This window comes from Pantoea sp. DY-5, assembly GCF_019795955.1.
Classification (GTDB): domain Bacteria; phylum Pseudomonadota; class Gammaproteobacteria; order Enterobacterales; family Enterobacteriaceae; genus Pantoea; species Pantoea leporis.
On the sequence record NZ_JAIMIE010000004.1, the window covers coordinates 72388 to 95051 of the forward strand.

Annotated in this window: 18 protein-coding genes; 15 read left to right on the top strand and 3 right to left on the bottom strand. The window is 55.8% G+C overall.

Annotated features, from left to right (window positions below):
* Positions 1-195 precede the first annotated feature (195 nt).
* The 5 genes from purL to glnB all read left to right on the top strand — a co-directional run bounded on the left by purL (position 196) and on the right by glnB (position 8551).
* Complete coding sequence (purL, locus tag K5Y30_RS14015; RefSeq protein WP_222211825.1) at positions 196-4086, top strand: phosphoribosylformylglycinamidine synthase; 3891 nt, start codon at positions 196-198, stop codon at positions 4084-4086.
* Positions 4087-4700: 614 nt separating this feature from the next.
* Positions 4701-6128 carry a HAMP domain-containing sensor histidine kinase gene (locus tag K5Y30_RS14020; protein WP_101763467.1) on the top strand — a complete coding sequence of 476 codons (1428 nt, stop codon included), beginning with the start codon at positions 4701-4703 and terminating at the stop codon, positions 6126-6128.
* Between the two features lie 3 nt (positions 6129-6131).
* Positions 6132-6803 carry a two-component system QseEF-associated lipoprotein QseG gene (gene qseG / locus K5Y30_RS14025; protein WP_222211827.1) on the top strand — a complete coding sequence of 224 codons (672 nt, stop codon included), beginning with the start codon at positions 6132-6134 and terminating at the stop codon, positions 6801-6803.
* 2 nt (positions 6804-6805) lie between these two features.
* Positions 6806-8137 (top strand): two-component system response regulator GlrR, encoded by a 1332-nt coding sequence (gene glrR / locus K5Y30_RS14030; protein ID WP_101763469.1) that lies wholly within the window; start codon positions 6806-6808, stop codon positions 8135-8137.
* Between the two features lie 75 nt (positions 8138-8212).
* Entirely contained in the window at positions 8213-8551 is a 339-nt protein-coding gene (gene glnB, locus K5Y30_RS14035) for a nitrogen regulatory protein P-II (RefSeq protein ID WP_007886217.1), read from the top strand.
* Positions 8552-8602: 51 nt separating this feature from the next.
* Here glnB and hmpA read toward each other — a convergent pair whose 3' ends face one another.
* Entirely contained in the window at positions 8603-9787 is a 1185-nt protein-coding gene (gene hmpA / locus K5Y30_RS14040) for an NO-inducible flavohemoprotein (RefSeq protein ID WP_222211829.1), read from the bottom strand.
* Between the two features lie 339 nt (positions 9788-10126).
* Here hmpA and glyA point away from each other — a divergent pair, with 339 nt between their 5' ends.
* Together glyA and K5Y30_RS14050 are read left to right on the top strand one after the other, a co-directional pair.
* A complete protein-coding gene (gene glyA, locus K5Y30_RS14045; protein ID WP_176971039.1) occupies positions 10127-11380 on the top strand; it encodes a serine hydroxymethyltransferase in 1254 nt (417 codons plus the stop codon).
* A 128-nt stretch (positions 11381-11508) separates the two neighbouring features.
* Positions 11509-12648, top strand: coding sequence for a 3-phenylpropionate MFS transporter (locus K5Y30_RS14050; RefSeq protein WP_222211831.1), 1140 nt, complete (start codon positions 11509-11511; stop codon positions 12646-12648).
* On the opposite strand, the gene csiE is transcribed toward K5Y30_RS14050, so the two are convergent.
* Positions 12645-13913, bottom strand: coding sequence for a stationary phase inducible protein CsiE (gene csiE / locus K5Y30_RS14055; RefSeq protein WP_222211833.1), 1269 nt, complete (start codon positions 13911-13913; stop codon positions 12645-12647). The two genes, K5Y30_RS14050 and csiE, sit on opposite strands and share 4 nt — an antisense overlap.
* A gap of 155 nt (positions 13914-14068) precedes the next feature.
* Here csiE and K5Y30_RS14060 point away from each other — a divergent pair, with 155 nt between their 5' ends.
* From K5Y30_RS14060 to K5Y30_RS14070, 3 genes are all read left to right on the top strand, one after another.
* Positions 14069-14695 (top strand): DUF1007 family protein, encoded by a 627-nt coding sequence (locus K5Y30_RS14060; RefSeq protein ID WP_222184437.1) that lies wholly within the window; start codon positions 14069-14071, stop codon positions 14693-14695.
* The gene (locus K5Y30_RS14065) at positions 14686-15666 is read left to right on the top strand and encodes a nickel/cobalt transporter (RefSeq protein ID WP_222211835.1); all 981 of its coding nucleotides are present in this window, start codon (positions 14686-14688) and stop codon (positions 15664-15666) included. The genes K5Y30_RS14060 and K5Y30_RS14065 overlap by 10 nt, the downstream gene beginning before the upstream one ends.
* A gap of 191 nt (positions 15667-15857) precedes the next feature.
* Complete coding sequence (locus K5Y30_RS14070; RefSeq protein WP_222211837.1) at positions 15858-16871, top strand: hypothetical protein; 1014 nt, start codon at positions 15858-15860, stop codon at positions 16869-16871.
* 35 nt (positions 16872-16906) lie between these two features.
* Here K5Y30_RS14070 and suhB read toward each other — a convergent pair whose 3' ends face one another.
* Positions 16907-17710: an inositol-1-monophosphatase gene (gene suhB / locus K5Y30_RS14075; RefSeq protein WP_008108283.1), complete on the bottom strand. Its 804-nt coding sequence runs from the start codon at positions 17708-17710 to the stop codon at positions 16907-16909.
* Between the two features lie 121 nt (positions 17711-17831).
* Here suhB and trmJ point away from each other — a divergent pair, with 121 nt between their 5' ends.
* The 5 genes from trmJ (at position 17832) to sseB (ending at position 22635) form a co-directional block, all read left to right on the top strand.
* Positions 17832-18575, top strand: a complete 744-nt coding sequence (gene trmJ / locus K5Y30_RS14080; protein WP_110868266.1) for a tRNA (cytosine(32)/uridine(32)-2'-O)-methyltransferase TrmJ — start codon at positions 17832-17834, stop codon at positions 18573-18575.
* A gap of 135 nt (positions 18576-18710) precedes the next feature.
* The gene (iscR, locus tag K5Y30_RS14085; protein WP_008108287.1) at positions 18711-19208 is read left to right on the top strand and encodes a Fe-S cluster assembly transcriptional regulator IscR; all 498 of its coding nucleotides are present in this window, start codon (positions 18711-18713) and stop codon (positions 19206-19208) included.
* An 88-nt stretch (positions 19209-19296) separates the two neighbouring features.
* Positions 19297-20469, top strand: coding sequence for an IscS subfamily cysteine desulfurase (locus K5Y30_RS14090; RefSeq protein ID WP_222211839.1), 1173 nt, complete (start codon positions 19297-19299; stop codon positions 20467-20469).
* 62 nt (positions 20470-20531) lie between these two features.
* On the top strand, positions 20532-21818 hold the full coding sequence (pepB, locus tag K5Y30_RS14095; protein WP_222211841.1) for an aminopeptidase PepB: 1287 nt from the start codon (positions 20532-20534) through the stop codon (positions 21816-21818).
* Between the two features lie 49 nt (positions 21819-21867).
* Positions 21868-22635 carry an enhanced serine sensitivity protein SseB gene (sseB, locus tag K5Y30_RS14100; protein WP_101763481.1) on the top strand — a complete coding sequence of 256 codons (768 nt, stop codon included), beginning with the start codon at positions 21868-21870 and terminating at the stop codon, positions 22633-22635.
* The last annotated feature ends 29 nt before the right edge of the window (positions 22636-22664 follow it).

A 22664-nucleotide genomic window follows, 5' to 3' on the forward strand; every position in this document is an offset into this window, starting at 1 on the left:
GGGGCATTTTGCGCAACAAAAAGGGGCAGGGCAACTTTTATAGCAAGAATTGTGCAAAATTCAGCCAAACGCCAGGTGCCAGAATTTATGCGCAAACGGTTTCGTAACCCGAGCTGTTTCTCTATAATACCGCCCGTTTTCCCCTGTTGCGCCCAATGAAGCGTCGCCCGGCACTTCAAAGACGAGAGATCTTTAATGATGGAAATTCTGCGTGGTTCGCCCGCTCTGTCGGCATTTCGTGTAAACAAACTGCTGACCCGCTTTCAGGACGCTCACCTTCCGGTGAGTGATATTTACGCCGAGTACGTCCATTTTGCCGATGTTAGTGCACCGCTCAGCGCGGATGAGCAAGCCCGCCTGCAACGCCTGCTGAAATACGGTCCTTCTCTCGCCGAACACGCGCCACAAGGGCGTCTGTTGCTGGTAACGCCGCGTCCCGGCACCATCTCACCGTGGTCATCGAAAGCCACCGACATCGCCCATAACTGCGATCTGCCACAGGTCTTGCGTCTTGAGCGCGGTATGGCCTTCTATGTGCAGGCACCTGAGCTGACGGAAGCACAGTGGCAGCAGCTGGCGAGCCTGTTGCATGACCGCATGATGGAAACGGTGTTCGCTGATCTCAACGATGCGCAGCAGCTGTTTGCTCATCATCAGCCGCAGCCGCTGAAAAGCGTTGACGTGCTGGGCGCAGGCCGCAGCGCGCTGGAGCAGGCCAACACCACGCTGGGCCTGGCGCTGGCTGATGATGAGATCGATTACCTGCTTGATGCCTTTACTAAACTGGGCCGCAATCCAAACGACATCGAGCTCTACATGTTTGCGCAGGCAAACTCCGAGCACTGTCGTCACAAGATCTTCAATGCCGACTGGATTATCGACGGCGAAAAGCAGCCAAAGTCGCTGTTTAAAATGATCAAGAACACCTTTGAACACAATCCTGAGCACGTGCTGTCTGCCTATAAAGACAACGCTGCGGTAATGGAAGGTTCTGAGGTTGGCCGCTTCTACGCCGATGCGCAGAAGGGCGAATATGAATTCCATCAGGAAGCCGCACATATCCTGATGAAAGTTGAAACCCATAACCACCCAACCGCCATTTCACCATGGCCGGGTGCCGCGACCGGTTCCGGTGGCGAAATTCGTGACGAAGGCGCAACCGGACGTGGCGCGAAGCCTAAAGCCGGTCTGGTCGGTTTCTCGGTATCGAACCTGCGTATTCCGGGCTTTGAACAGCCGTGGGAAGAGGATTTCGGTAAGCCGGATCGCATCGTCACCGCGCTGGATATCATGACCGAAGGTCCATTGGGCGGCGCGGCGTTCAACAACGAATTTGGTCGTCCAGCCCTCAACGGCTACTTCCGTACCTACGAAGAGCGCGTTCACAGCCACAATGGCGTGGAGCTGCGCGGCTATCACAAGCCCATCATGCTGGCGGGCGGCATCGGTAACATCCGTGCCGATCACGTGCAGAAAGGCGAGATCGTGGTCGGCGCCAAGCTGATCGTGCTGGGTGGCCCGGCTATGAACATCGGTCTGGGCGGCGGCGCGGCATCGTCAATGGCATCAGGCCAATCGGATGCCGATCTCGACTTTGCGTCAGTACAGCGCGACAACCCAGAGATGGAACGTCGTTGCCAGGAAGTGATCGACCGCTGCTGGCAGCTGGGCGAAGCCAACCCGATTCTGTTTATCCACGACGTCGGCGCGGGCGGCCTTTCGAACGCCATGCCAGAGCTGGTGAGCGACGGTAATCGTGGCGGTAACTTCAACCTGCGCGACATCCTCAGCGATGAGCCAGGCATGAGTCCGCTGGAAGTATGGTGTAACGAGTCGCAGGAACGTTATGTGCTGGCGGTCGCGCCGGAGAAACTGGCGCTGTTTGACGAGCTGTGTCAGCGTGAACGCGCGCCTTATGCGGTCATCGGTGAAGCCACCGAAGAGCTGCATCTGAACCTCGCCGACAGCCATTTCGACAACAAGCCAATCGACATGCCGCTCGACGTGCTGCTGGGCAAAACGCCGAAGATGACGCGTGATGTTGCCAGCCAGCAGGCCAACGGCGAAGCGCTGCAGCGTGACGGGATTAGCGTAGCGGATGCGGTGAATCGCGTGCTGCACCTGCCGACCGTGGCGGAAAAAACCTTCCTGATCACCATTGGTGACCGCAGCGTAACCGGCATGGTGGCGCGCGATCAGATGGTAGGACCGTGGCAGATTCCGGTCGCGAACTGCGCCGTCACCACCGCCAGCCTCGATAGCTATCACGGTGAAGCATTCTCGCTTGGTGAACGTGCACCCGTCGCATTGCTCGACTTCGCGGCTTCAGGTCGCCTCGCCGTCGGTGAAGCGCTGACCAACATCGCCGCAACCTCCATTGGTTCGCTGCAACGCGTTAAGCTCTCTGCGAACTGGATGGCCGCCGCCGGTCATCCAGGCGAAGACGCGGGCTTGTACGCGGCGGTTAAAGCGGTCGGCGAAGAGTTGTGTCCCGCGCTGGGTATCACCATTCCGGTGGGCAAAGACTCCATGTCGATGAAAACCCGCTGGCAGCAAGGTACTGAGCAGCGCGAAATGACCTCGCCGCTGTCGCTGGTGATCACCGCCTTTGCGCGCGTGGAAGATGTGCGTCGCACCGTGACGCCGCAGTTGCAGGCGGATCAAGACAACCTGCTGCTGCTGGTGGATCTCGGCAACGGCGCGAACACCCTTGGCGCGACTGCGCTGTCGCAGGTTTATCGTCAGCTGGGCGATAAGCCTGCCGACGTGCGTGATGCTACGCAGCTGGCGGGCTTCTTCAACGCCATTCAGGCGCTGGTGGCCGAGCAGAAACTGCTGGCTTACCACGACCGTTCTGACGGCGGCCTGCTGGTCACGCTGGCGGAGATGGCCTTCACCGGTCACTGCGGTATCGAAGCCGAAATTGCCGCGTTGGGCAGCGATGCGTTAGCCGCATTGTTCACCGAAGAGCTGGGCGCGGTGCTGCAGATCAACGCAGCGGATCGTGCAGCCGTCGAGAAGGTGTTCGCTGACCACGGTCTGAGCGCTAACCTGCACGTGATTGGTAAAGCCCTGCCAGGCGATCGCTTCGTGATCCGCTCTGGCGACAGCGCCGTGTACAGCGAAAGCCGTAGCACGCTGCGTACCTGGTGGGCAGAAACCACCTGGCAGATGCAGCGTCTGCGTGATAACCCAGCCTGTGCCGATCAGGAGCATGAAGCGAAGAAAGACGATAACGACCCAGGTCTGAACGTCCATCTGACCTTCAAACCAGAAGAAGATGTTGCGGCACCGATGATTGCGACGGGCGCACGTCCGCGTGTGGCAGTGCTGCGTGAGCAGGGCGTTAACTCACACGTAGAGATGGCCGCCGCCTTCCATCGTGCGGGCTTTACTGCAGTTGACGTGCATATGAGCGATCTGCTGGCGGGCCGTCGCGGTCTGGAAGAGTTCCAGGCGCTGGTCGCCTGCGGTGGCTTCTCGTACGGTGACGTGCTGGGCGCGGGTGAAGGCTGGGCGAAATCCATCCTGTTCAACGGTCGCGTGCGTGACGAGTTCGAAAACTTCTTCCATCGTCCACAAACGCTGGCACTTGGCGTGTGTAACGGTTGCCAGATGATGTCGAACCTGCGCGAGCTGATTCCGGGAAGCGAGCTGTGGCCACGCTTTGTGCGCAACCAGTCCGAGCGTTTCGAAGCGCGTTTCAGCCTGGTTGAAGTAGCGGCGAGCCCATCGCTGCTGCTGGATGGCATGGTCGGATCGCATATGCCAATCGCGGTATCGCACGGTGAAGGTTTTGTCGAAGTGCGTGACGGCGCGCATCTGGCACAGCTGGAGAGCAAAGGTTTGGTGGCGCTGCGCTTCGTCGATAACTTCGGCAAAGTGACAGAAAGCTATCCGGCCAACCCGAACGGATCGCCTAATGGCATCACTGCGGTAACCAACGAGAGCGGACGCGTCACCATTATGATGCCGCACCCGGAGCGTGTGTTCCGTACCGTGAGCAACTCCTGGCATCCGGCAGAGTGGGGCGAAGACAGCCCGTGGATGCGTATCTTCCGCAACGCGCGTAAGCAGTTGGGATAAGCAAAACAAAGGCCGTTAAACAGCGGCCTTTTTTATTCTACTGCGCGTTTTGTAGGGGCGCCATTCATGGCGACCTTGCTGAAATCCGCATAATCTTCAAACTGTCGGAAAATAACGACAATCCCGCCAATACGTTGTCGTCAAAAGGTGACATTTAACCCATTGATTTTTATATCCAATAAATTACCACGACAAACACGTTGCTAATCAGCGACACTTTTCACAGACCGTCCGGTCCGCTTTTCTCTGGGAGAGTGCTTCGTCTCTGGCATTCCTCTGATAATAAACGCTATTTATTTATTGGCACGATACTTGCTACACTCCTTGCGTGGCTCATTCACCTGTTTATGATTGCCCCGCTTTAGCGGCTGAGCTGATAAAAACCGAATGACGCACCAAACGGAGCCTGTCGTCCACCTCACCGATAATCGTTTGCTTTGCAACGTTATCAAACATCGGGCGCAACGTTGAGTTAGGCTCCACCTATTTTGCAAGCGATGCTGCGGCGTCGCTCTCACGGCAGGCCAAAAGGCCTGCCGTTTTCATATCTGGCCTTTCTTACGTTTTGATACTTCGCTAGCATGCCTGCAGCTCACATTTAAGGAAGCGCGGTTGTGATGAAATGGCGTCTGTTTCCCCGATCCCTGCGGCAGTTAGTGTTAATGGCTTTCCTGCTGGTACTGCTACCGTTACTGGTGCTGGCGTGGCAAGCGTGGGAAAGTCTTTCGGCGTTAAGCAACCAGGCGGCGGATACCAACCGCAATACCTTTACCGATGTGCGTCGCAGCGAAGCGATGGCGCGTACTGCGCTGGAACTGGAGCGCAGCTACCGCCAATATTGCGTGCTCGGCGATGCGTCGCTGGCGAAGCTGTATCAAACGCAGTGGACGCGCTACGGCCAAATGCTCAGCAGTCACGCCGCCAGTTTGCCCGATCTACCTTCCTTTAAAGTACTGCAAACCACCTTGCCTTCGCTGCAGCAACTGCAGTGCGATAACGGCAATCCTGAGGCGCAAGCCGCCAGCGCGCTGGAGCGTTTTTCCGATACCAACACGCAAATGGTGCAGGCAACGCGAGAAGTGGTATTTTCGCGCGGCTTACAGCTGCAGCGTGAAATCGCCGATCGCGGTCAGTTTTTTGGCTGGCAGGCGCTGATTCTGTTCCTGATTAGCCTGGTGCTGGTTTTGCTGTTCACGGGGATGATCATCGGTCCGGTGAAGCGGGTTGAACGCATGATTAATCGATTGGGCGAAGGTAAGGCGCTGGGCGATAGCGGCAGTTTCCGTGGTCCGCGTGAGATTCGTTCGCTGGGGCAGCGCATTGTCTGGCTGAGTGAGCGGTTAAGCTGGCTGGAAGAGCAGCGCCACGAATTTTTGCGCCACCTGTCGCATGAGCTGAAAACGCCGCTTGCCAGTCTGCGTGAAGGCACAGAACTGCTGGCCGATCAGGTCGCTGGACCACTCAATGCCGAGCAGCAGGAAGTGGTAGCGATTCTCGATACCAGCAGTCGTCATTTACAGCGGCTGATTGAGCAGTTGCTCGATTACAACCGCAAGCTGGCCGATGGACCGATGGCGCTGAAGCCCGTGGCGCTAAATGAGATCATTGATTCGGTGGTAAAAGTGCACTCGTTGCCAGCCAATGCGCGTGAAATGACCACCCACGTTGATCTGCAAGTGCATCACTGTCTGGCGGAGGCGACGCTGCTGCAGCGGGTGATCGATAACCTCTATTCGAACGCCGTGAACTACGGCAGCGAATCCGGTAACATCTGGCTGCAGAGCCAGCAGAAGGGCAACCAGGTATGGATTGAGGTGGCAAACACCGGCACACCGATTCCGGCTGAAGAGCAGGCGATGATTTTTGAGCCCTTTTATCAGGGCAGCCAACAGCGCAAAGGGCCGGTCAAAGGCAGCGGGCTGGGCTTAAGCATCGCCAAAGATTGTCTGCGCAGGATGCACGGCGATCTGCAGTTGGTAACGCGCAAGGATGCGGATGTCTGTTTTCGTATCATTCTGACGACCAGCGCCGGGAATGCCTGATTAATGAAATTAACCCTATTCAAACTTGTGACCAGTGCAGTGCTGGTTTTCGGCCTCAGCGCCTGCCAGGCACCCTCACAAGATCGTACGCAGCATAATGGCGTCAGCGTGCCTGAACCTGAGGTGCGCCTGCCGGATTATCTGGCGACCGATTGCCAAAACGTGTGGCAAATCGAAACGCCAGCCGCGGCAGGCAATCCGCTCTATTGGCAGCGCGCTATGGATTGCGCCGAGCGTTTGTCGCCGGCCGAAGCGCGGGCGGAAGCGCGTCGTTGGCCGGTGCAAGGCTGGGCCCGCGCCTTCAAGCAGGGCATCTTGCTCGCGAACGGTAACGTCACGCCAGTTGAGCGTCGTGATTTCGTCACCACCTTAGACGGTTACAGCGCGGCTTATCCGGCATCGGTGCGTCCGCTGCTCCAGCTGTGGCGCAGCAATCAGGCGGCCCAACTGGAGCTGAGCGAAGCGCGCGGACGCTACGCCGCTTTGCAGCAGAGTAATGATGCGGAGATGGATAACCTGCGCCAGCAGCAAACCAAAATGCGTCAGTCGCTGGCCGATACCCAACGCAAGTTAGAGCGTTTAACCGATATTGAACGCCAGCTGTCGTCGCGCAAAGCGTCCGACAGCAGCGACACATCGCACGGCGGCAGCGATGTGCAAAGTGAGGATCAGTAACCATGAAACAAGCCGCACGTTTACTGCTGGTGGATGACGATCCGGGCTTATTGAAACTGCTCGGCATGCGTCTGAGCAGCGAAGGCTATCAGGTCGCGACGGCCGCCAGCGGGCCGGAAGCCTTGCGCCATCTGCAGAAAGAGAAGGTCGACTTGGTGATCAGCGACCTGCGCATGGACGAAATGGATGGTCTGGCGCTGTTCGGCGAAGTGCAAAAACGTCATGCGGGCTTGCCGGTGATCATTCTCACCGCGCACGGTTCGATCCCGGAAGCGGTATCCGCCACGCAACAAGGCGTGTTTAGCTTTTTGACCAAACCGGTCGATCGTGACGCTTTGTATAAAGCGATAGATGAAGCGCTGGCCCAGCGCGCACCGATCAGCGATGACGGCTGGCGCGAAGCGATTGTGACGCGCAATCCGCAGATGCTGCGGTTGCTGGAGCAGTCGCACATGGTGGCGCAATCTGACGTCAGCGTATTGATTAACGGTCAAAGCGGCACCGGTAAAGAGGTGCTGGCGCAGGCGATTCACGCCGCCAGCCCGCGCGCAACCAAGCCGTTCATCGCCATCAATTGTGGTGCGCTGCCGGAACAACTTTTAGAGTCCGAACTGTTTGGCCACGCTAAAGGGGCCTTTACCGGCGCGGTCAGCGCACGTGAAGGTCTGTTCCAGGCGGCGGAAGGCGGCACGCTGTTTCTTGATGAGATAGGCGACATGCCACAGGCGCTGCAGGTGAAACTGTTGCGTGTGCTGCAGGAGCGCAAAGTGCGGCCGTTAGGCAGCAACCGCGATCTGGATATCAACGTGCGGATTATTTCCGCGACGCATCGCGATTTGCCCAAAGCGATGGAGAAGAAGAGTTTCCGCGAAGATCTTTACTATCGTCTTAACGTGGTGAATCTGAAAATTCCCGCACTGCATGAGCGCGCTGAAGATATCCCGCTGCTGGCGAATCATCTGCTGCGCCAATCCGCCGATCGCCATAAACCTTTCGTGCGTAGCTTTTCGGTGGATGCGATGAAGCGGCTGGTCAGCGCCGCCTGGCCGGGCAATGTGCGCCAGCTGGTCAACGTGATTGAACAGTGCGTCGCCTTGAGTACCGCGCCGGTCATCGGTGATGCGCTGGTTGAACAGGCGCTGGCGGGGGAAAATACCGCGCTGCCGACTTTCGTCGAAGCACGTAATCAGTTTGAGCTGAACTATCTGCGTAAACTGCTGCAGATGACCAAAGGAAATGTCACTAACGCTGCGCGTCTGGCTGGACGTAACCGCACTGAATTCTATAAGCTGCTGTCGCGCCATGAATTGGACGCCAGCGAATTTAAAGAGTAGCTTGCTGCGGCAGCGTCAGGAACAATTATACTAACGGTATCCGTCCATCATGGAGGGAGTAAAAAAGGATCTGTCATGAAAAAGATCGATGCAATTATCAAACCATTCAAACTCGATGATGTACGTGAAGCCTTAGCGGAAGTGGGCATCACCGGGATGACCGTCAGTGAAGTGAAAGGCTTTGGTCGTCAGAAAGGTCACACTGAGCTGTATCGCGGCGCTGAGTACATGGTCGATTTTCTGCCAAAAGTGAAAATCGAAATGGTGGTAGGTGACGATATCGTCGATACCTGCGTAGAAACCATTATGAAAACCGCGCAGACCGGCAAAATCGGCGACGGCAAAATCTTCGTCTTTGACGTGGCGCGCGTAGTGCGTATCCGTACCGGTGAAGAGGACGAAGAGGCGATTTAAGCCCCTTCGCGCATTGCCTGTAAAAGCCTGCCTTGCGCAGGCTTTTTTGTTTTACAGCACCTTGTGCGGGCCAAATACTTCGTAGTGGATGCGATCGGCATTGATGCCGGCATCGACCAGTTGACGTGCGACAAACTGCATAAACGGCAGCGGACCACAGATCCAGAACTGACGATCGGCCTGGTTCAGCGCGGAGGATACGCTCGCCAAATCCATCAAGCCCTGCGCGTCGTAACGCCCGGCATCGGCACTTTCTGGTTGCCGATACCAAACGTGGCTGGTGAAGTTTGGCAGGCGTGCGCCAAGGGATTTCACCTCTTCAGCAAACGCATGCTGCGAACCGGCTTCCGCGGCGTGCAGCCAGTTAACCGCCGCCGGATGTTGCTGCTGCGCCAGAGTAGCCAGCATCGCCAGCATTGGGGTTTGGCCGACGCCAGCAGAGATCAGCGTAATCGGCGTAGCGGCTTCAGCCTGCAGGATGAAATCACCGGCTGGTGCCGCGCATTGCACGATATCGCCCACCTGCGCACGATCATGCAGCCAGCCCGACACGCTGCCCAGCGCTTCGCGTTTAACCGCGATGCGATAAAATTGCCCATTTGGCTGGTGCGTCAGCGAATACTGGCGATGCTGAATATTTTCACAGCCTGCCGGTTGTAGGCTGATGGCCAGATACTGCCCTGGCAGAAAGGTTGCCACCGGCTTACCGTCGTTTGGCACCAGTTCAAAACTCTTGATCACCGAACTCTCCTGATTGATAGCGCGAATACGAAAATCACGCGCACCGCGCCAGCCGCCGGTTTTCTCTTCGGAGGCCGAATAGATGGCTTCTTCACGCTGGATAAACACATCGGCCAGCACGCCGTACGCTTTGCCCCATGCGGTCAGCACTTCTTCACCCGGTTGCAGCAGCTCATCAATCGTCGCCAGCAGGTTTTCACCCACAATCGCATACTGCTCGGGCTGAATGTTCAGGCTGGCATGCTTCTGCGCGATTTTCTCCACCGCCGGCAACAGTACGGCCAAATTTTCCAGGTTGCTGCCATAAGCCACAATGGCGTTAAACAACGCTTCCCGCTGATTGCCGCTGCGCTGATTGTTCATGTTGAATACGTTTTTCAGTTCAGGATGTTGCGTCAGTAAACGTTGGTAGAAATGGCCGGTCAGCTGCGGTCCAACCTGGGCAATGGCGGGCAGGGTCGATTTGATGGTAGCGATGGTTTGCGCGTCGAGCATGGTGAAATCCTCAGAGTGAATTTAAACATGTATTTTAAATGCATCTTATGGGTAATCGAAGCGCCTGTAAATCCCTTGTTGTGATTAAGGATTAAGCAAGAAAGGTGCGGGCTGGCGCGCAAAGCTGAAATTCTTTCGCCATGAAAGTGAGCAAATTTCGTGATTTTCTGGCTTGCAAAAAAGCGTAAAAAACCCCTTCCAGCGCCATGCCAATCGTTTGCGCAAAAAGAGGGGATTGACGCTACCGTCACCTGTCAAAACCGTTTACACTGTTCGCCTTCGCCCCCTAGCCGGGGCCTAAACTGCCGTTAAAAAGTTAGCTGAGTCAGGAGAGTCCGGATGTTAAAGCGTGATATGAACATTGCCGATTATGATGCCGCGTTGTGGCAGGCTATGGAGCAAGAGAAAGTGCGTCAGGAAGAGCACATTGAACTGATTGCTTCTGAAAACTACACCAGCCCACGCGTAATGCAGGCCCAAGGTTCACAGCTCACCAACAAATATGCCGAAGGCTATCCGGGCAAACGCTATTACGGCGGATGTGAATACGTCGATATCGTTGAGCAACTGGCGATCGATCGCGCTAAAGAGCTGTTCGGCGCAGATTTCGCTAATGTGCAGCCGCACTCCGGTTCTCAGGCCAACTTCGCGGTTTACACCGCGCTGCTGCAGCCGGGCGACACCATTCTGGGTATGAACCTGGCGCATGGTGGTCACCTGACGCACGGTTCCCCGGTAAACCTGTCGGGTAAGCTGTACAACGTTATCCCTTACGGCATCGATGAAACCGGCAAAATCAACTACGAAGAACTGGCTGAGCTGGCACAAACCCACAAGCCAAAAATGATCGTCGGCGGCTTCTCTGCTTACTCTGGCGTGTGCGACTGGGCCAAAATGCGTGAAATCGCAGACAGCGTTGGCGCCTACCTGTTCGTCGATATGGCACACGTTGCGGGCCTGATCGCAGCAGACGTCTATCCGAACCCGGTTCCTCATGCCCACATCGTGACTTCAACCACCCATAAAACCCTGGCGGGTCCGCGCGGCGGCCTGATCCTGGCGAAAAACGGTGACGAAGATTTGTATAAAAAACTGAACTCCGCGGTGTTCCCGGGTGGTCAGGGCGGTCCTCTGATGCACGTGATCGCCGGTAAAGCGGTGGCGTTCAAAGAAGCGATGGAGCCAGAGTTCAAGACTTATCAGCAGCAGGTTGCTAAGAACGCCAAAGCGATGGTGGAAGTTCTGCTGGAGCGCGGTTACAATATCGTTTCCGGTGGCACACACAACCACTTGTTCCTGATCGATCTGGTCAGCAAAAACCTGACCGGTAAAGAAGCCGATGCCGCTCTGGGCCGTGCCAACATTACCGTGAACAAAAACAGCGTACCTAACGATCCGAAGAGCCCGTTCGTAACCTCTGGCGTGCGTATCGGTACGCCAGCGGTGACGCGTCGTGGCTTCAAAGAAGCTGACGTTCGCGAGCTGGCTGGCTGGATCGCTGACGTGCTGGACAACATCAACGACGAAGCGACCATCGAACGTACCAAACAGAAAGTGCTGGAAATCTGCAGCCGTCTGCCGGTGTACGCGTAAGTTTTAAGCTTCTCTATGTAGTTCAAAAAAGGATGGCGCAAGCCATCCTTTTTTATTGCCGTCGCGGCAGCGCTCTGACAAAGTAGCGCCCACTCGTGCTGCTCAGCAGCATTTTTGCTGGAGGGAATATGGCAATCGGCTCCGCCAAATGGCTCGGTTTGGGCTACTTCACTTACTTCTTCTGTTACGGTATTTACCTTCCTTTCTGGAGCGTGTGGCTAAAAGGCACCGGACTCGATGCGGAAAAAATCGGCCTGCTGCTGGGTTGCGGCATGGTGGCGCGTTTTGTCGGCAGTTTGCTGATTGCTTCGCAGGTAAAAAATCCCTCCCAGCTGATCACCGCGCTGCGCCTGCTGGCGCTGATGACCTGCCTGTTCGCCATCGGTTATTGGCTGGGGCAACAGTGGATGTGGCTGCTGTTCGTGATGATTGGCTTCAACCTGTTTTTCTCACCGTTGGTGCCGCTGAGCGATGCGCTGGCCGCCACCTGGACGCAGCAAATCGGTCTGACTTATGGCCCGGTTCGTTTATGGGGTTCGCTGGCGTTTGTCATCAGTTCCGCGTTAACCGGCATGCTTGTCACGGCGTTCTCATCTCAGGCGATTCTGGTGCTGCTGTCACTGGGCGCGATCAGCATGTTGGGTGGGATGATGTTAACGCCTGCAACTAAGCCGCAGGGCAGTGAACGTCAGACGTCAACCGACGGTGGCTGGCAGGCATGGCGTGATTTGCTGCGCGAAAATGCTGTGTGGCGCTTTATGTTGTGCGTGACCTTGTTACAGGGCGCGCACGCGGCTTACTACAGCTTCAGCGCCATCTGGTGGCAGGAGAGCGGTTATTCCGCGTCGATTATTGGCTATTTATGGTCGCTGGGCGTGGTGGCTGAAATCATCATTTTTGCCCTCAGCAGCCGACTGTTCCGCCGCTGGAGTGCGCGCGATCTGCTGCTGTTATCAGGCGTGTGCGCCATTATCCGCTGGACAATGCTGGGATCCAGCACCGCGTTGCCGTTGCTGATCGTGGCGCAAATTCTGCACTGCGGCAGCTTTACCGTCTGCCATTTAGCGGCGATGCGGTTTATTGCCGCGCGCCAAGGCGCGGAAGTGATTCGTCTGCAATCGCTCTATTCGGCGCTGGCCATGGGCGGCGGTATTGCGGTGATGACTATGATTTGCGGCGTGTTGTTTACGCATCTGCAAGGACATCTGTTCTGGGTGATGGCGTTAGTGGCGCTGCCGGCGTTGTTCCTGCGTCCGCGCGCCGCTTAATTCTCCAGCAACTGGAGAATACGCTGCTGCTGATGACGACTCAGCGGCAGCTCCGCCTGGATTAGCGGCGGTGAGAACAGCGGCAATGAAATGGCATACGGCGTGATCACCAGCGCGATATCGCGCGGCGCGCCTTCACGCTGAAAATGCACGACGTCCTGATAGCTGATGTTGATCGGTAGCAGCGTCATTTCCCGCAGCTGCTGCTCCAGCAACTGCTCCAGCGCCGCATCCGCGCCCGTCAGCAGCAGCACTTGCTTTTCCTGCAATGCACTCTCCTGCATCAGCCAGGCACCAAATAACACCGCCACCAGACTTATCTCTTCAGCACTAAAGCGCGTGGCAAAGTTACGGCTGAAATGCTCAAGTGCGCGTTCAGTGGTGCGCAGCAGGCGCGGATAGAGTCGTGCGACATCCAGCGCCACGCTGTTATCGATGCCGATGGCAAAATGGCTGCGATCCAGCGCCTGCGCCAGATGCGTAAAGAGTTGCTGAGTGAGTTCGGCGCGATTTCTGAAGGTGGTTTGTGCCAACTGCTCAAAGCGCGCAATCAGCGCTTCCACTGACTGCATCAGCTTTACTGCCTGCGGATGCTCCAGCTGCGTAGCGGTTGGCGCGTGAATCAGGCTAAATAGCAGCGTCCAGAAGTCGGTCTCGCTTACATCCGGCGCTAAGTGGCAGCGCTTCTGCCAGTGATGGATGACGTCGTCGGCGGCAGCACGTTCGACTTTTTCCGCCAGCCACGCGCGCTGTCCGTCATTGAACAAGGCGTTTTGGCGCTGGCACAGCGCATACTTCATGAAGATTTGCAGAAACAGGCGGTCGCGCGGGCTGAAGTCGCGCGCCAGACGCAGGCTGCAGTGCTGAATCAGCGCCTGCAAGTTGGTTTCATCCCACAGCGCTTTCTCGATTTTCAGGACTTTCAGGCGCTGACGCAGCACCGGGGCAAAATGCTCGCAGACAAAATCCTGCGACAAACGCAGCGCGCGTCGCAGCCAATGGATCAGGCACAGCCGCCTGTCCAGTTCCGTCCCGTGAATGCGGAAGCTGCCATCGACCATCTGGTGTAGCTCCAGTTGATGGTAACGCTGTATCTCCTCTCCCACATCCGCGATATCCTGTCGGGCGACAACAGGCGCCACGCCATTTAACTGGCAGAGCTTTTCAAGCGTCAACGCGGGAGCGGGCAGAAATAGCAGCAGTAACAGATGACAACGACGCTGGGAACGGCTGAAGAGTGGTGCAGAGGAGGGTGCAGAACTCATCAATGGTTTATCCGCAGGTCACTTTTGAGCTAAGAATAGCTAACTCCACGCGGTAACCTTGCACTTTGTCGTGACTTTTGTTCAGAGCTTTAGGGCGGGTCACAATTTTTTTGGGCCACTCTACACTTCACTTTAAAATTGTTACTTTATAACACATGAAAATTGCACTCATTACGTTTACGCTGTTGTTCAGCACCGCAGCCTGGCCACATCCGCATAGCTTTATTGACATGAAAACCGAGTTCATCAGTGACAACCAACATCTTAGCGGCATGAAAATGGTGTGGACCATGGATGAGATAACCTCCGCCGATCTGTTATACGACGCAGGTAAAGCCAAGCCCGGTGATGTGGTGTGGAAAAAGCTGGCGGCGCAGGTGATGGCAAATGTGCTCGGTCAGCACTATTTCACCGAAGTGTGGCAGGACAAAAATCGGGTCAAATTTCTCAATCTGCCGAAAGAGTACAACTTATCGCGCAACGGCAACAAAGCGGTGCTGGAGTTTATCGTGCCGTTTGGCGAGCCGCAGTTATTGAGCGCGAAGCAGTATCGCATTCAGACTTTTGATCCCAGCTACTTTGTTGATATGTATTACGATAATCCACAGGCATTAACCATGGACGACACCGTTAAATCGCATTGCCAGATCGATCTGCACACGCCGAAACCGGATGACTCGCTGAAGCAATATGCGCTATCGCTGGATAAAGCCGATGCGCCGCCAGAGGATATGGATCTTGGCCAGCAATTCGCCCAAACGGTGACACTGACATGTCACTGATTTCGCTTCCCTCCCGTTCACGTCGTTTATGGCCGCTGTGGCTGATAGCGGTGTTATTGCTGCTGGCGGGCGTGCTGCTGTGGCAACACTGGTCGCAGATTTTGCTGCAAAGCGTGCTGTGGCAAAAAAACCTCAATCGCGAGATGACTCAGCTTTTGCAGCAGGTGGCTGAACAACCGCAGCAGGCGGGCGTGACGCTGATGCTGTTCAGCCTCGCTTACGGCGTGCTGCATGCGCTGGGGCCGGGACACGGCAAAGTGGTGATCACTACCTTTCTTGCCACCCATCCGGCAAAGTTGAAAACCAGCATGAAGCTAACGCTGCTGGCGGCTTTGCTGCAGGGCGGCGTGGCGATTGGTTTGGTAACGCTGATGCTGGTAGTACTGCAAACCTCGTCGCGTCAGATGCATCTCGGCAGTTACTGGCTGGAAAAGGGCAGTTATCTGTTAGTCGTCGCGCTGGGTATTTGGGTCGGTTGGCGTGCATTGCGGTCGCTGCGCCAGCAATGGCGTCCTCAGCCAAAGTTGCAGATCCACGCTATTCGCCCAGCGCATCAGCACGATGAACACTGCGGCTGCGGACATGCGCATCTGCCCAGCGCTGCGCAGATGGATCAGGCAGTTAGCGCTAAAACGCAGGCGCTGGTGGTGTTTTCCATGGGGCTGCGGCCATGTTCCGGCGCCATCATGATGCTGCTGTTTGCCAAAGTGATTGGTGTGTATGCGTGGGGCGTCGCCTCTGCCGTGGCGATGGCGGTGGGCACTGCTGTGACGGTTTCGGCGCTCGGCTTGTTAGTGCAGCGCTCCCGTCTGCTGGCTCAGCGCTTAGGGCAGGCCGGCGGTAATCATCCTGTGACCAGACTGCTGGTGCCGCTGCTCGCCATGTTAGGTAGCGTGCTGTTAATCGTTGCGGGCGGTGCATTATGGCAAAGTGCCGCGCCGGGCATCGGCGGTGGAGTTCGTCCTTTCTGACATTAAGGATATTTGGGTAGTGTAAATATTCCACTGTTGCAAGTATTCTCCCCCTCAACAGTTAATTAAATATCTCCGCTTAGCGCGCTGGTGAAAATAGATTTCTCTGTCTAAGCTCAATTACACCAGTCAATATCCTGGTGGATTAGCAATTATAAAATTTCAGCGAAATATTCTGCGAGGAGAAAACGATGCCTGAAACTCGGATTAATAATGGCAGCGTAGATACGGTGCACGACGTGCATGGCGGCCTACCATTAAAACGTATTTCATGGAGCGCAGTATTTGCCGGCGTTATCGCTGCGCTAATCATTCATATTTTATTGGGGATATTGGGTACAGCGATTGGTGCAACAACCATCGATCCACAACAGGAACAAAATCCGCTGCAGCATCTGGGAACCGGCGCGTTAATCTGGACCGGCTTGAGTATGCTGATTGCCATGGGCGTAGGTAGCTACGTTGCGGGGCGTCTGGCGCAGCGCGAAGGGGCGATGCATGGTTTGTTGATGTTTGGTGTTAGCACCATTTTGACATTATGGCTCGCGATTACCCTGGCGACTGGCGTTATTGGCGGTGCCTTTAATATTTTAGGTGCTGGCGTAAATGCCGTGGGCAATGGAATTTCTGCAGCTGCGCCTTCACTGACCAATATGGCAAAAGAGAAGCTGCAGGAAAGTAATATCAATTTAGATGATTTAAAAAATGAACTGCAAACTACCCTGCGTCAAACCGGTAAGTCAGAATTACAACCTGAGAATCTACAAAAGGATGTAAATAACGAAGCCAATAACGCGCAAAATCAAGCTGAGCAAACGGCACAAAATCCACAGAATGCTGATAATGATCTGGCTAATTGGTTGAAAGGCGTTATGAATCGCCATTCAGATACATTGCAGGCTGCCGATCGTGATGCGCTGAAAAATATTATCAAAGCGCGCACCGGTAAAAGCGATCAGGAGGTTGAGCAGATTGTGACTCAGACCGAGGAGAGCTATAAAAAAGCCGTGCAACAGTATCAGGAGTTGAAACAGCAGGCGGAGCAGAAAGCCCGTGAAGTCGCTGAGCAAGCGGCCGCCGCAACGGCGAAAGCGAGCTGGTTCACCTTCTTTATGCTGGTGATTGAAGCGGTACTGGCAGCATTGCTGGGACGCGTAGGTCGCAAGACGCAACCGCGTCAGGTATTAAGTCACGAACGTCGGTAATAAAAAAGGCGGCTGATTCAGCCGCCTTCTCTTATTTAGCGCTTCAGCGCTTCACTCAATTCTTCACGCATCGATGCCAGCATCGCTTTCACTACGCGTGGGTTACCCGCAACGATGTTACCTGACATCACGTAACCGTGGTTGCCGGTAAAGTCAGTTACCAGGCCGCCCGCTTCACGCACCAGCAGCTCGCCCGCCGCAAAATCCCACGGCTTCAGGCCAATTTCAAAGAAACCATCAACGCGACCCGCAGCGGTGTAAGCCAGATCCAGCGCAGCTGAACCGGTACGACGGAAATCAGCGCACTGGGTGAACAGTTTGCCAACGATGTTGATGTAAGGCGTTGCGTGCTGCTTCAACTTGAACGGGAAGCCAGTCGCCAGGATGGTGCCATCCAGATCGCGCGCGGTGCTGCCGCGCAGGCGATAGCCGTTCAGCTGGGCGCCCTGACCGCGTACTGCGGTGAAGAGTTCGTTGCGCATTGGATCGTAAACCACAGCAACTTCGGTGCGGCCTTTGATGCGCACAGCGATAGAAACGGAGAAGTGTGGTAAACGTTTGATGAAGTTGGTGGTGCCATCCAGCGGATCGATTACCCATTGAATGTCTTGATCTTCGCCCGCCAGCTCACCGCTTTCTTCGGTGATGATGGTGTGTTTCGGGTACGATTTACGAATTACTTCGATAATCAGACGTTCTGCGTCACGGTCAACATTGGTAACGAAGTCGTTGCTGCCTTTCTGGCTGGCTTCGACAGCGTCCGGGGTTTCATAATTCTTGGCAATTAAATTTCCGGCCTTACGCGCGGCGCGCACGGCTATGTTGAGCATCGGATGCATCGGTATCTCTCGCTGGATGTTAAAGAACGGGGAAAACGGCGCGGAGTATATCAGCGTGTTCAGCAAATGTCCTCTTTTTATGTTAGGATGCGCGCCATCATTTCCCTGACCGCCTCTAATTATGCTGCAGAATATCCGAATCGTACTGGTAGAAACGTCGCACACTGGCAACATGGGCTCCGTCGCACGCGCGATGAAAACCATGGGCTTAACCAACCTTTATCTGGTCAATCCGCTGGTGAAACCGGATTCACAGGCCATTTCCCTCGCCGCCGGTGCCAGCGATGTCATTGGTAATGCGCGCATTGTCGATACCATGGATGAAGCCATTGCCGGTTGTAGTTTGGTGGTTGGCACCAGCGCACGTTCACGTTCACTGCCGTGGCCCATGTTGGATTCACGCGAGTGCGGCATTAAAAGCGTGGAAGAGGGCCAACAGGCGCCGGTGGCGTTGGTGTTTGGCCGCGAGCGCGTGGGCCTGACTAACGAAGAGTTGCAGAAATGTCACTATCACGTCGCGATTCAGGCGAACCCGGAATACAGCTCACTGAATCTGGCGATGGCGGTGCAGATTATCGCTTACGAAGTGCGCATGGCCTGGCTGGACGCGCAGGAAAAAGCCGCGCCGACGGAAGAGCCTGTCGAATCACCGTATCCGCTGGTTGACGATTTGGAGCGCTTCTATCAGCACATCGAACAGATGATGCTGAACAGCGGCTTTATCCGTGAAGGCACGCCAAGCCAGGTGATGAGCAAGCTGCGTCGTTTATATACACGTGCGCGCCCCGAACGCGACGAACTGAACATCCTGCGCGGCATGATGGCATCGTTCGAAAAGCGCAAAGGTAATGTGGATAATAGTTGAGTAAAACAGTTGGTTAAATAGTTGAGCAATTTACTTGGTTAAATAGTTGACCGTTTTACTCAGGAATGTCAGACTGGCGTCAATTCTTCAGATAACCCGCCGATAACCGGACGGACGCTTACGAGGTTGTATGCTATGAGACTGACATCCAAAGGACGTTATGCCGTAACCGCTATGCTGGACGTTGCACTGCACTCCAATGAGGGCCCGGTGCCGCTAGCTGACATTTCTGAGCGTCAGGGCATCTCTTTGTCCTATCTGGAGCAGTTATTCTCACGTCTGCGTAAGCACGGCTTAGTGGCCAGCGTTCGTGGTCCAGGCGGCGGTTATCTGTTAGGCAAAGATTCAAGCGCGATTGCTGTGGGCGCGGTTATTACCGCCGTTGACGAATCTGTCGATGCCACTAAATGCCAGGGCAAAGAGGGCTGCCAGGGCGGCGAGCGTTGCCTGACCCACGTTTTGTGGCGTGATCTGAGTGAGCGCATCAGCGACTTCCTCAACAACATCACGTTGGCGGAACTGGTGAATAATCAGGAAATCCTCGAAGTGGCCGATCGTCAGAATACCGTCGACAATCGTCGTTTCCAGCAGCATCGTGTGCAAGAAACCATCAACGTTAATCTGCGCGCTTAATCAGTTCTCCTTCGGCCTTTCCTGTTCATACGGGCGAGGCCGAATGTGCTATAAAGACGTATGATTTTTTATACGGAGTTTTAGCGCAATGAAATTACCGATTTACCTGGATTACGCAGCCACTACGCCTGCGGATCCGCGTGTTGCCACCAAAATGATGCAGTTCCTCACAATGGATGGCACTTTCGGTAACCCCGCGTCCCGTTCCCACCGTTTTGGCTGGCAGGCTGAAGAAGCTGTTGATGTGGCTCGCAATCAAGTTGCTGAGCTGGTCAATGCCGATCCCCGTGAAATCGTTTTTACCTCCGGCGCGACCGAAGCGGACAACCTTGCGATCAAAGGTGCCGCGCAATTCCATCAGGCGCGCGGCAAACACATTATTACCAGCCAAACCGAACACAAAGCGGTGCTTGACAGTTGCCAGCAACTGGCGCACGAAGGCTTTGATGTCACCTTCTTACAGCCGGGCAGCGACGGTATCGTTACGCCGCAGATGCTCGAATCTGCACTGCGTGACGACACGGTGCTGGTATCGCTGATGCACGTCAATAATGAAACCGGTGTGATTCAGGACATCGCCGCACTCGGCGCGCTGTGCCGTGCGCGTGACATCCTGTTTCACGTTGATGCCACGCAAAGCGTCGGCAAATTGCCGATTGACGTCACTGAACTGCCGGTGGATTTGATGTCGTTCTCAGCGCACAAGCTGTATGGACCGAAAGGCATCGGCGCGCTGTGGGTGCGTCGTAAACCGCGTCTGCAAATTGATGCACAGATGCACGGTGGCGGTCACGAGCGCGGCATGCGTTCGGGCACGTTGCCGGTGCATCAGATTGTCGGCATGGGCGAAGCCTACCGTATTGCGCGTGAAGAGATGGGCAGCGAAATGGCGCGTCTGGCCGAGCTGCGCCAGCGTCTGTGGCGCGGTATTAGTCAATTGGGTAACGTGAACCTCAACGGTTCGCTGGAGCAGGGCGCTCCGAACATCCTCAATATTAGTTTTGCCCACGTCGATGGCGAATCGCTGATTATGGCGCTGAAAGATTTGGCGCTGTCATCCGGTTCCGCCTGTACCTCGGCCAGTCTCGAACCTTCCTATGTGCTGCGCGCGATGGGCGTTGAGCAGGAGCTGGCACACAGCTCGCTGCGTTTTTCGCTCGGACGCTTCACCAGCGCAGAGGAAATTGAGTACGCTATCGAGCTGGTCAACAAAGCGGTAACACGTCTGCGGGCACTTTCGCCTGCGGCAAACACCCGCTAATTCATGCACCCCTTGCGCCGGTTCTGGCGCAAGGTGACACCTAACGCAAACGGAGCCACGCGATGACAACAAAACCGATGATAATTACGCTCAGCTCCCAGGCCGCCGACGCGCGCTGGGGTGACAAAGCGCTGCTGAGCAGCAACGACAGTGGCATGACCGTTCACCTGACTGGCGCAGATGCGCTGATGAGCATTCAGCGCGCGGGTCGCAAGCTGGACGGCCAGGGCATTCGTCACGTCTCGCTGCAGGGCGAAGGCTGGGATTTGGAAAAGTGCTGGGCATTCTGGCAAGGCTACCGCAGCCCGAAAGGCAAACGTCAGGTCGAGTGGCCGGAATTCAATGAGGCCGATCAGGCTGAATTTGCGCGTCGCCTGAAGATCGTTGACTGGGTACGCGACACCATCAACCTGCCGGCGGAAGATCTCAGCCCGGAACAGCTGGCGCACAACGCGGTTGATCTGATCAACGAAGTGGGCGGCAAAGCAGTCAGCTATCGCATCACCAAAGGTGACGATTTGCGTGTTCAGGGTTACGCCGGTATCCACACCGTGGGCCGCGGCTCCACGCGCGCACCGGTGTTGCTGGCGCTGGATTTCAATCCAACTGGCGATGAAAATGCGCCGGTTTACGCCTGTCTGGTCGGTAAAGGCATCACCTTTGATACCGGCGGTTACAGCCTGAAGCAGAGCGCTTTCATGGACTCAATGAAGTCTGATATGGGCGGCGCGGCAACGCTGACTGGCGCGCTGGCGCTGGCGATTTCACGCGGTCTGAATAAGCGCGTGAAACTTTATCTATGCTGCGCAGACAACATGGTCAGCGGCAACGCGTTCCGTCTGGGCGACATCATTCGCTATCGCAACGGTAAAACCGTGGAAGTGATGAACACCGATGCGGAAGGTCGTCTGGTATTGGCCGATGGCCTGATCGATGCCAGCGAGCAAAATCCTGAACTGCTAATCGATGCGGCAACGCTGACCGGCGCGGCGAAAACCGCGCTGGGTAACGATTATCACGCGCTTTTTACCTTTGACGATGTGCTGGCGGAATCGCTGCTTGGCAGCGCAACCGGCGAAAACGAAGCCTTCTGGCGTCTGCCTCTGGCCGAGTTCCATCGCAGCCATCTGCCTTCAAACTTTGCCGATCTGAATAACATCGCCAGTCCGTCACATGCGGCAGGTGCCAGCAGTGCGGCGGCGTTCCTGTCGCATTTCGTCAGCAAATATCAGCAAGGCTGGCTGCACATTGACTGCTCCGCGACGTACCGCAAAAGCGCGGTGGATCAGTGGTCCGCCGGTGCGACCGGTTTGGGTGTGCGCACCGTCGCCAATCTGTTACTGAAATAATCCTCATCACGGCAGGCGCAAGCTTGCCGTCTTTTTTGGAATACGATAAATGAGTAACCGTCTTGAAGAGGTGCTGAAGCTGGCGGCCACTGAGCCTGCGCACCGTCCGGAGTTTTTCCAACTGCTGCTGGAAGCCGATGTGTGGGTGCCAGGCGAAAGTCCCGCCGAACAGTTTGATGCGACTTCGCCGGTCGAATTACAGCATTGGGAAAAAGAGGGTGGCGGCAGCGTGATCCCGTTCTTCACCTCGGAAGAGGCGATGGGCGAGGCCATCAAAGATGAACAGCCTTATCTGCGCATGCCGGTGCGCACGCTGTTTGAGATCACGCAAGGCGAAACGCTGTTCCTCAATCCGAAACTGCCTGCGGGTAAAGAGTTTTCGCCGGGTGAAATCGCCCATTTGATTGGCGAAGAGGGCAGTGCGCTGAGCCAGCAAACCGTGCTGGAAGGTGGTCATGCGTTGCTGTTGTCCGAAGTGGCCGAGCCGCCAGCGCAGATGATTGATTCGTTAACGCAACTGTTTGCCAAGTACAAACAGGTACGCCGTGCTTACATCGCCAGCATTCGTGAAAGCGCTAGCGAAGCACCGAACCTGCTGATTGGTATCGAAGCTGATAGCGATATCGATGAGATTATTCAGGCGGCGGGCGGTGTAGCGACGGATACGCTTGCGGATGATGCGCCCATTGATATCTGTGAAGTGGTTAATGAAGATCGCGGCGTGAGCCACTTCTTTACTGCCCACATCACGCCGTTCTATGAACGTCGCTGGGGCAGTTTCCTGCGCGATTTTAAGGGCAGTCAGCGGATTATATAATGCGCGGTCGCCATTGATGGCGACCTGCT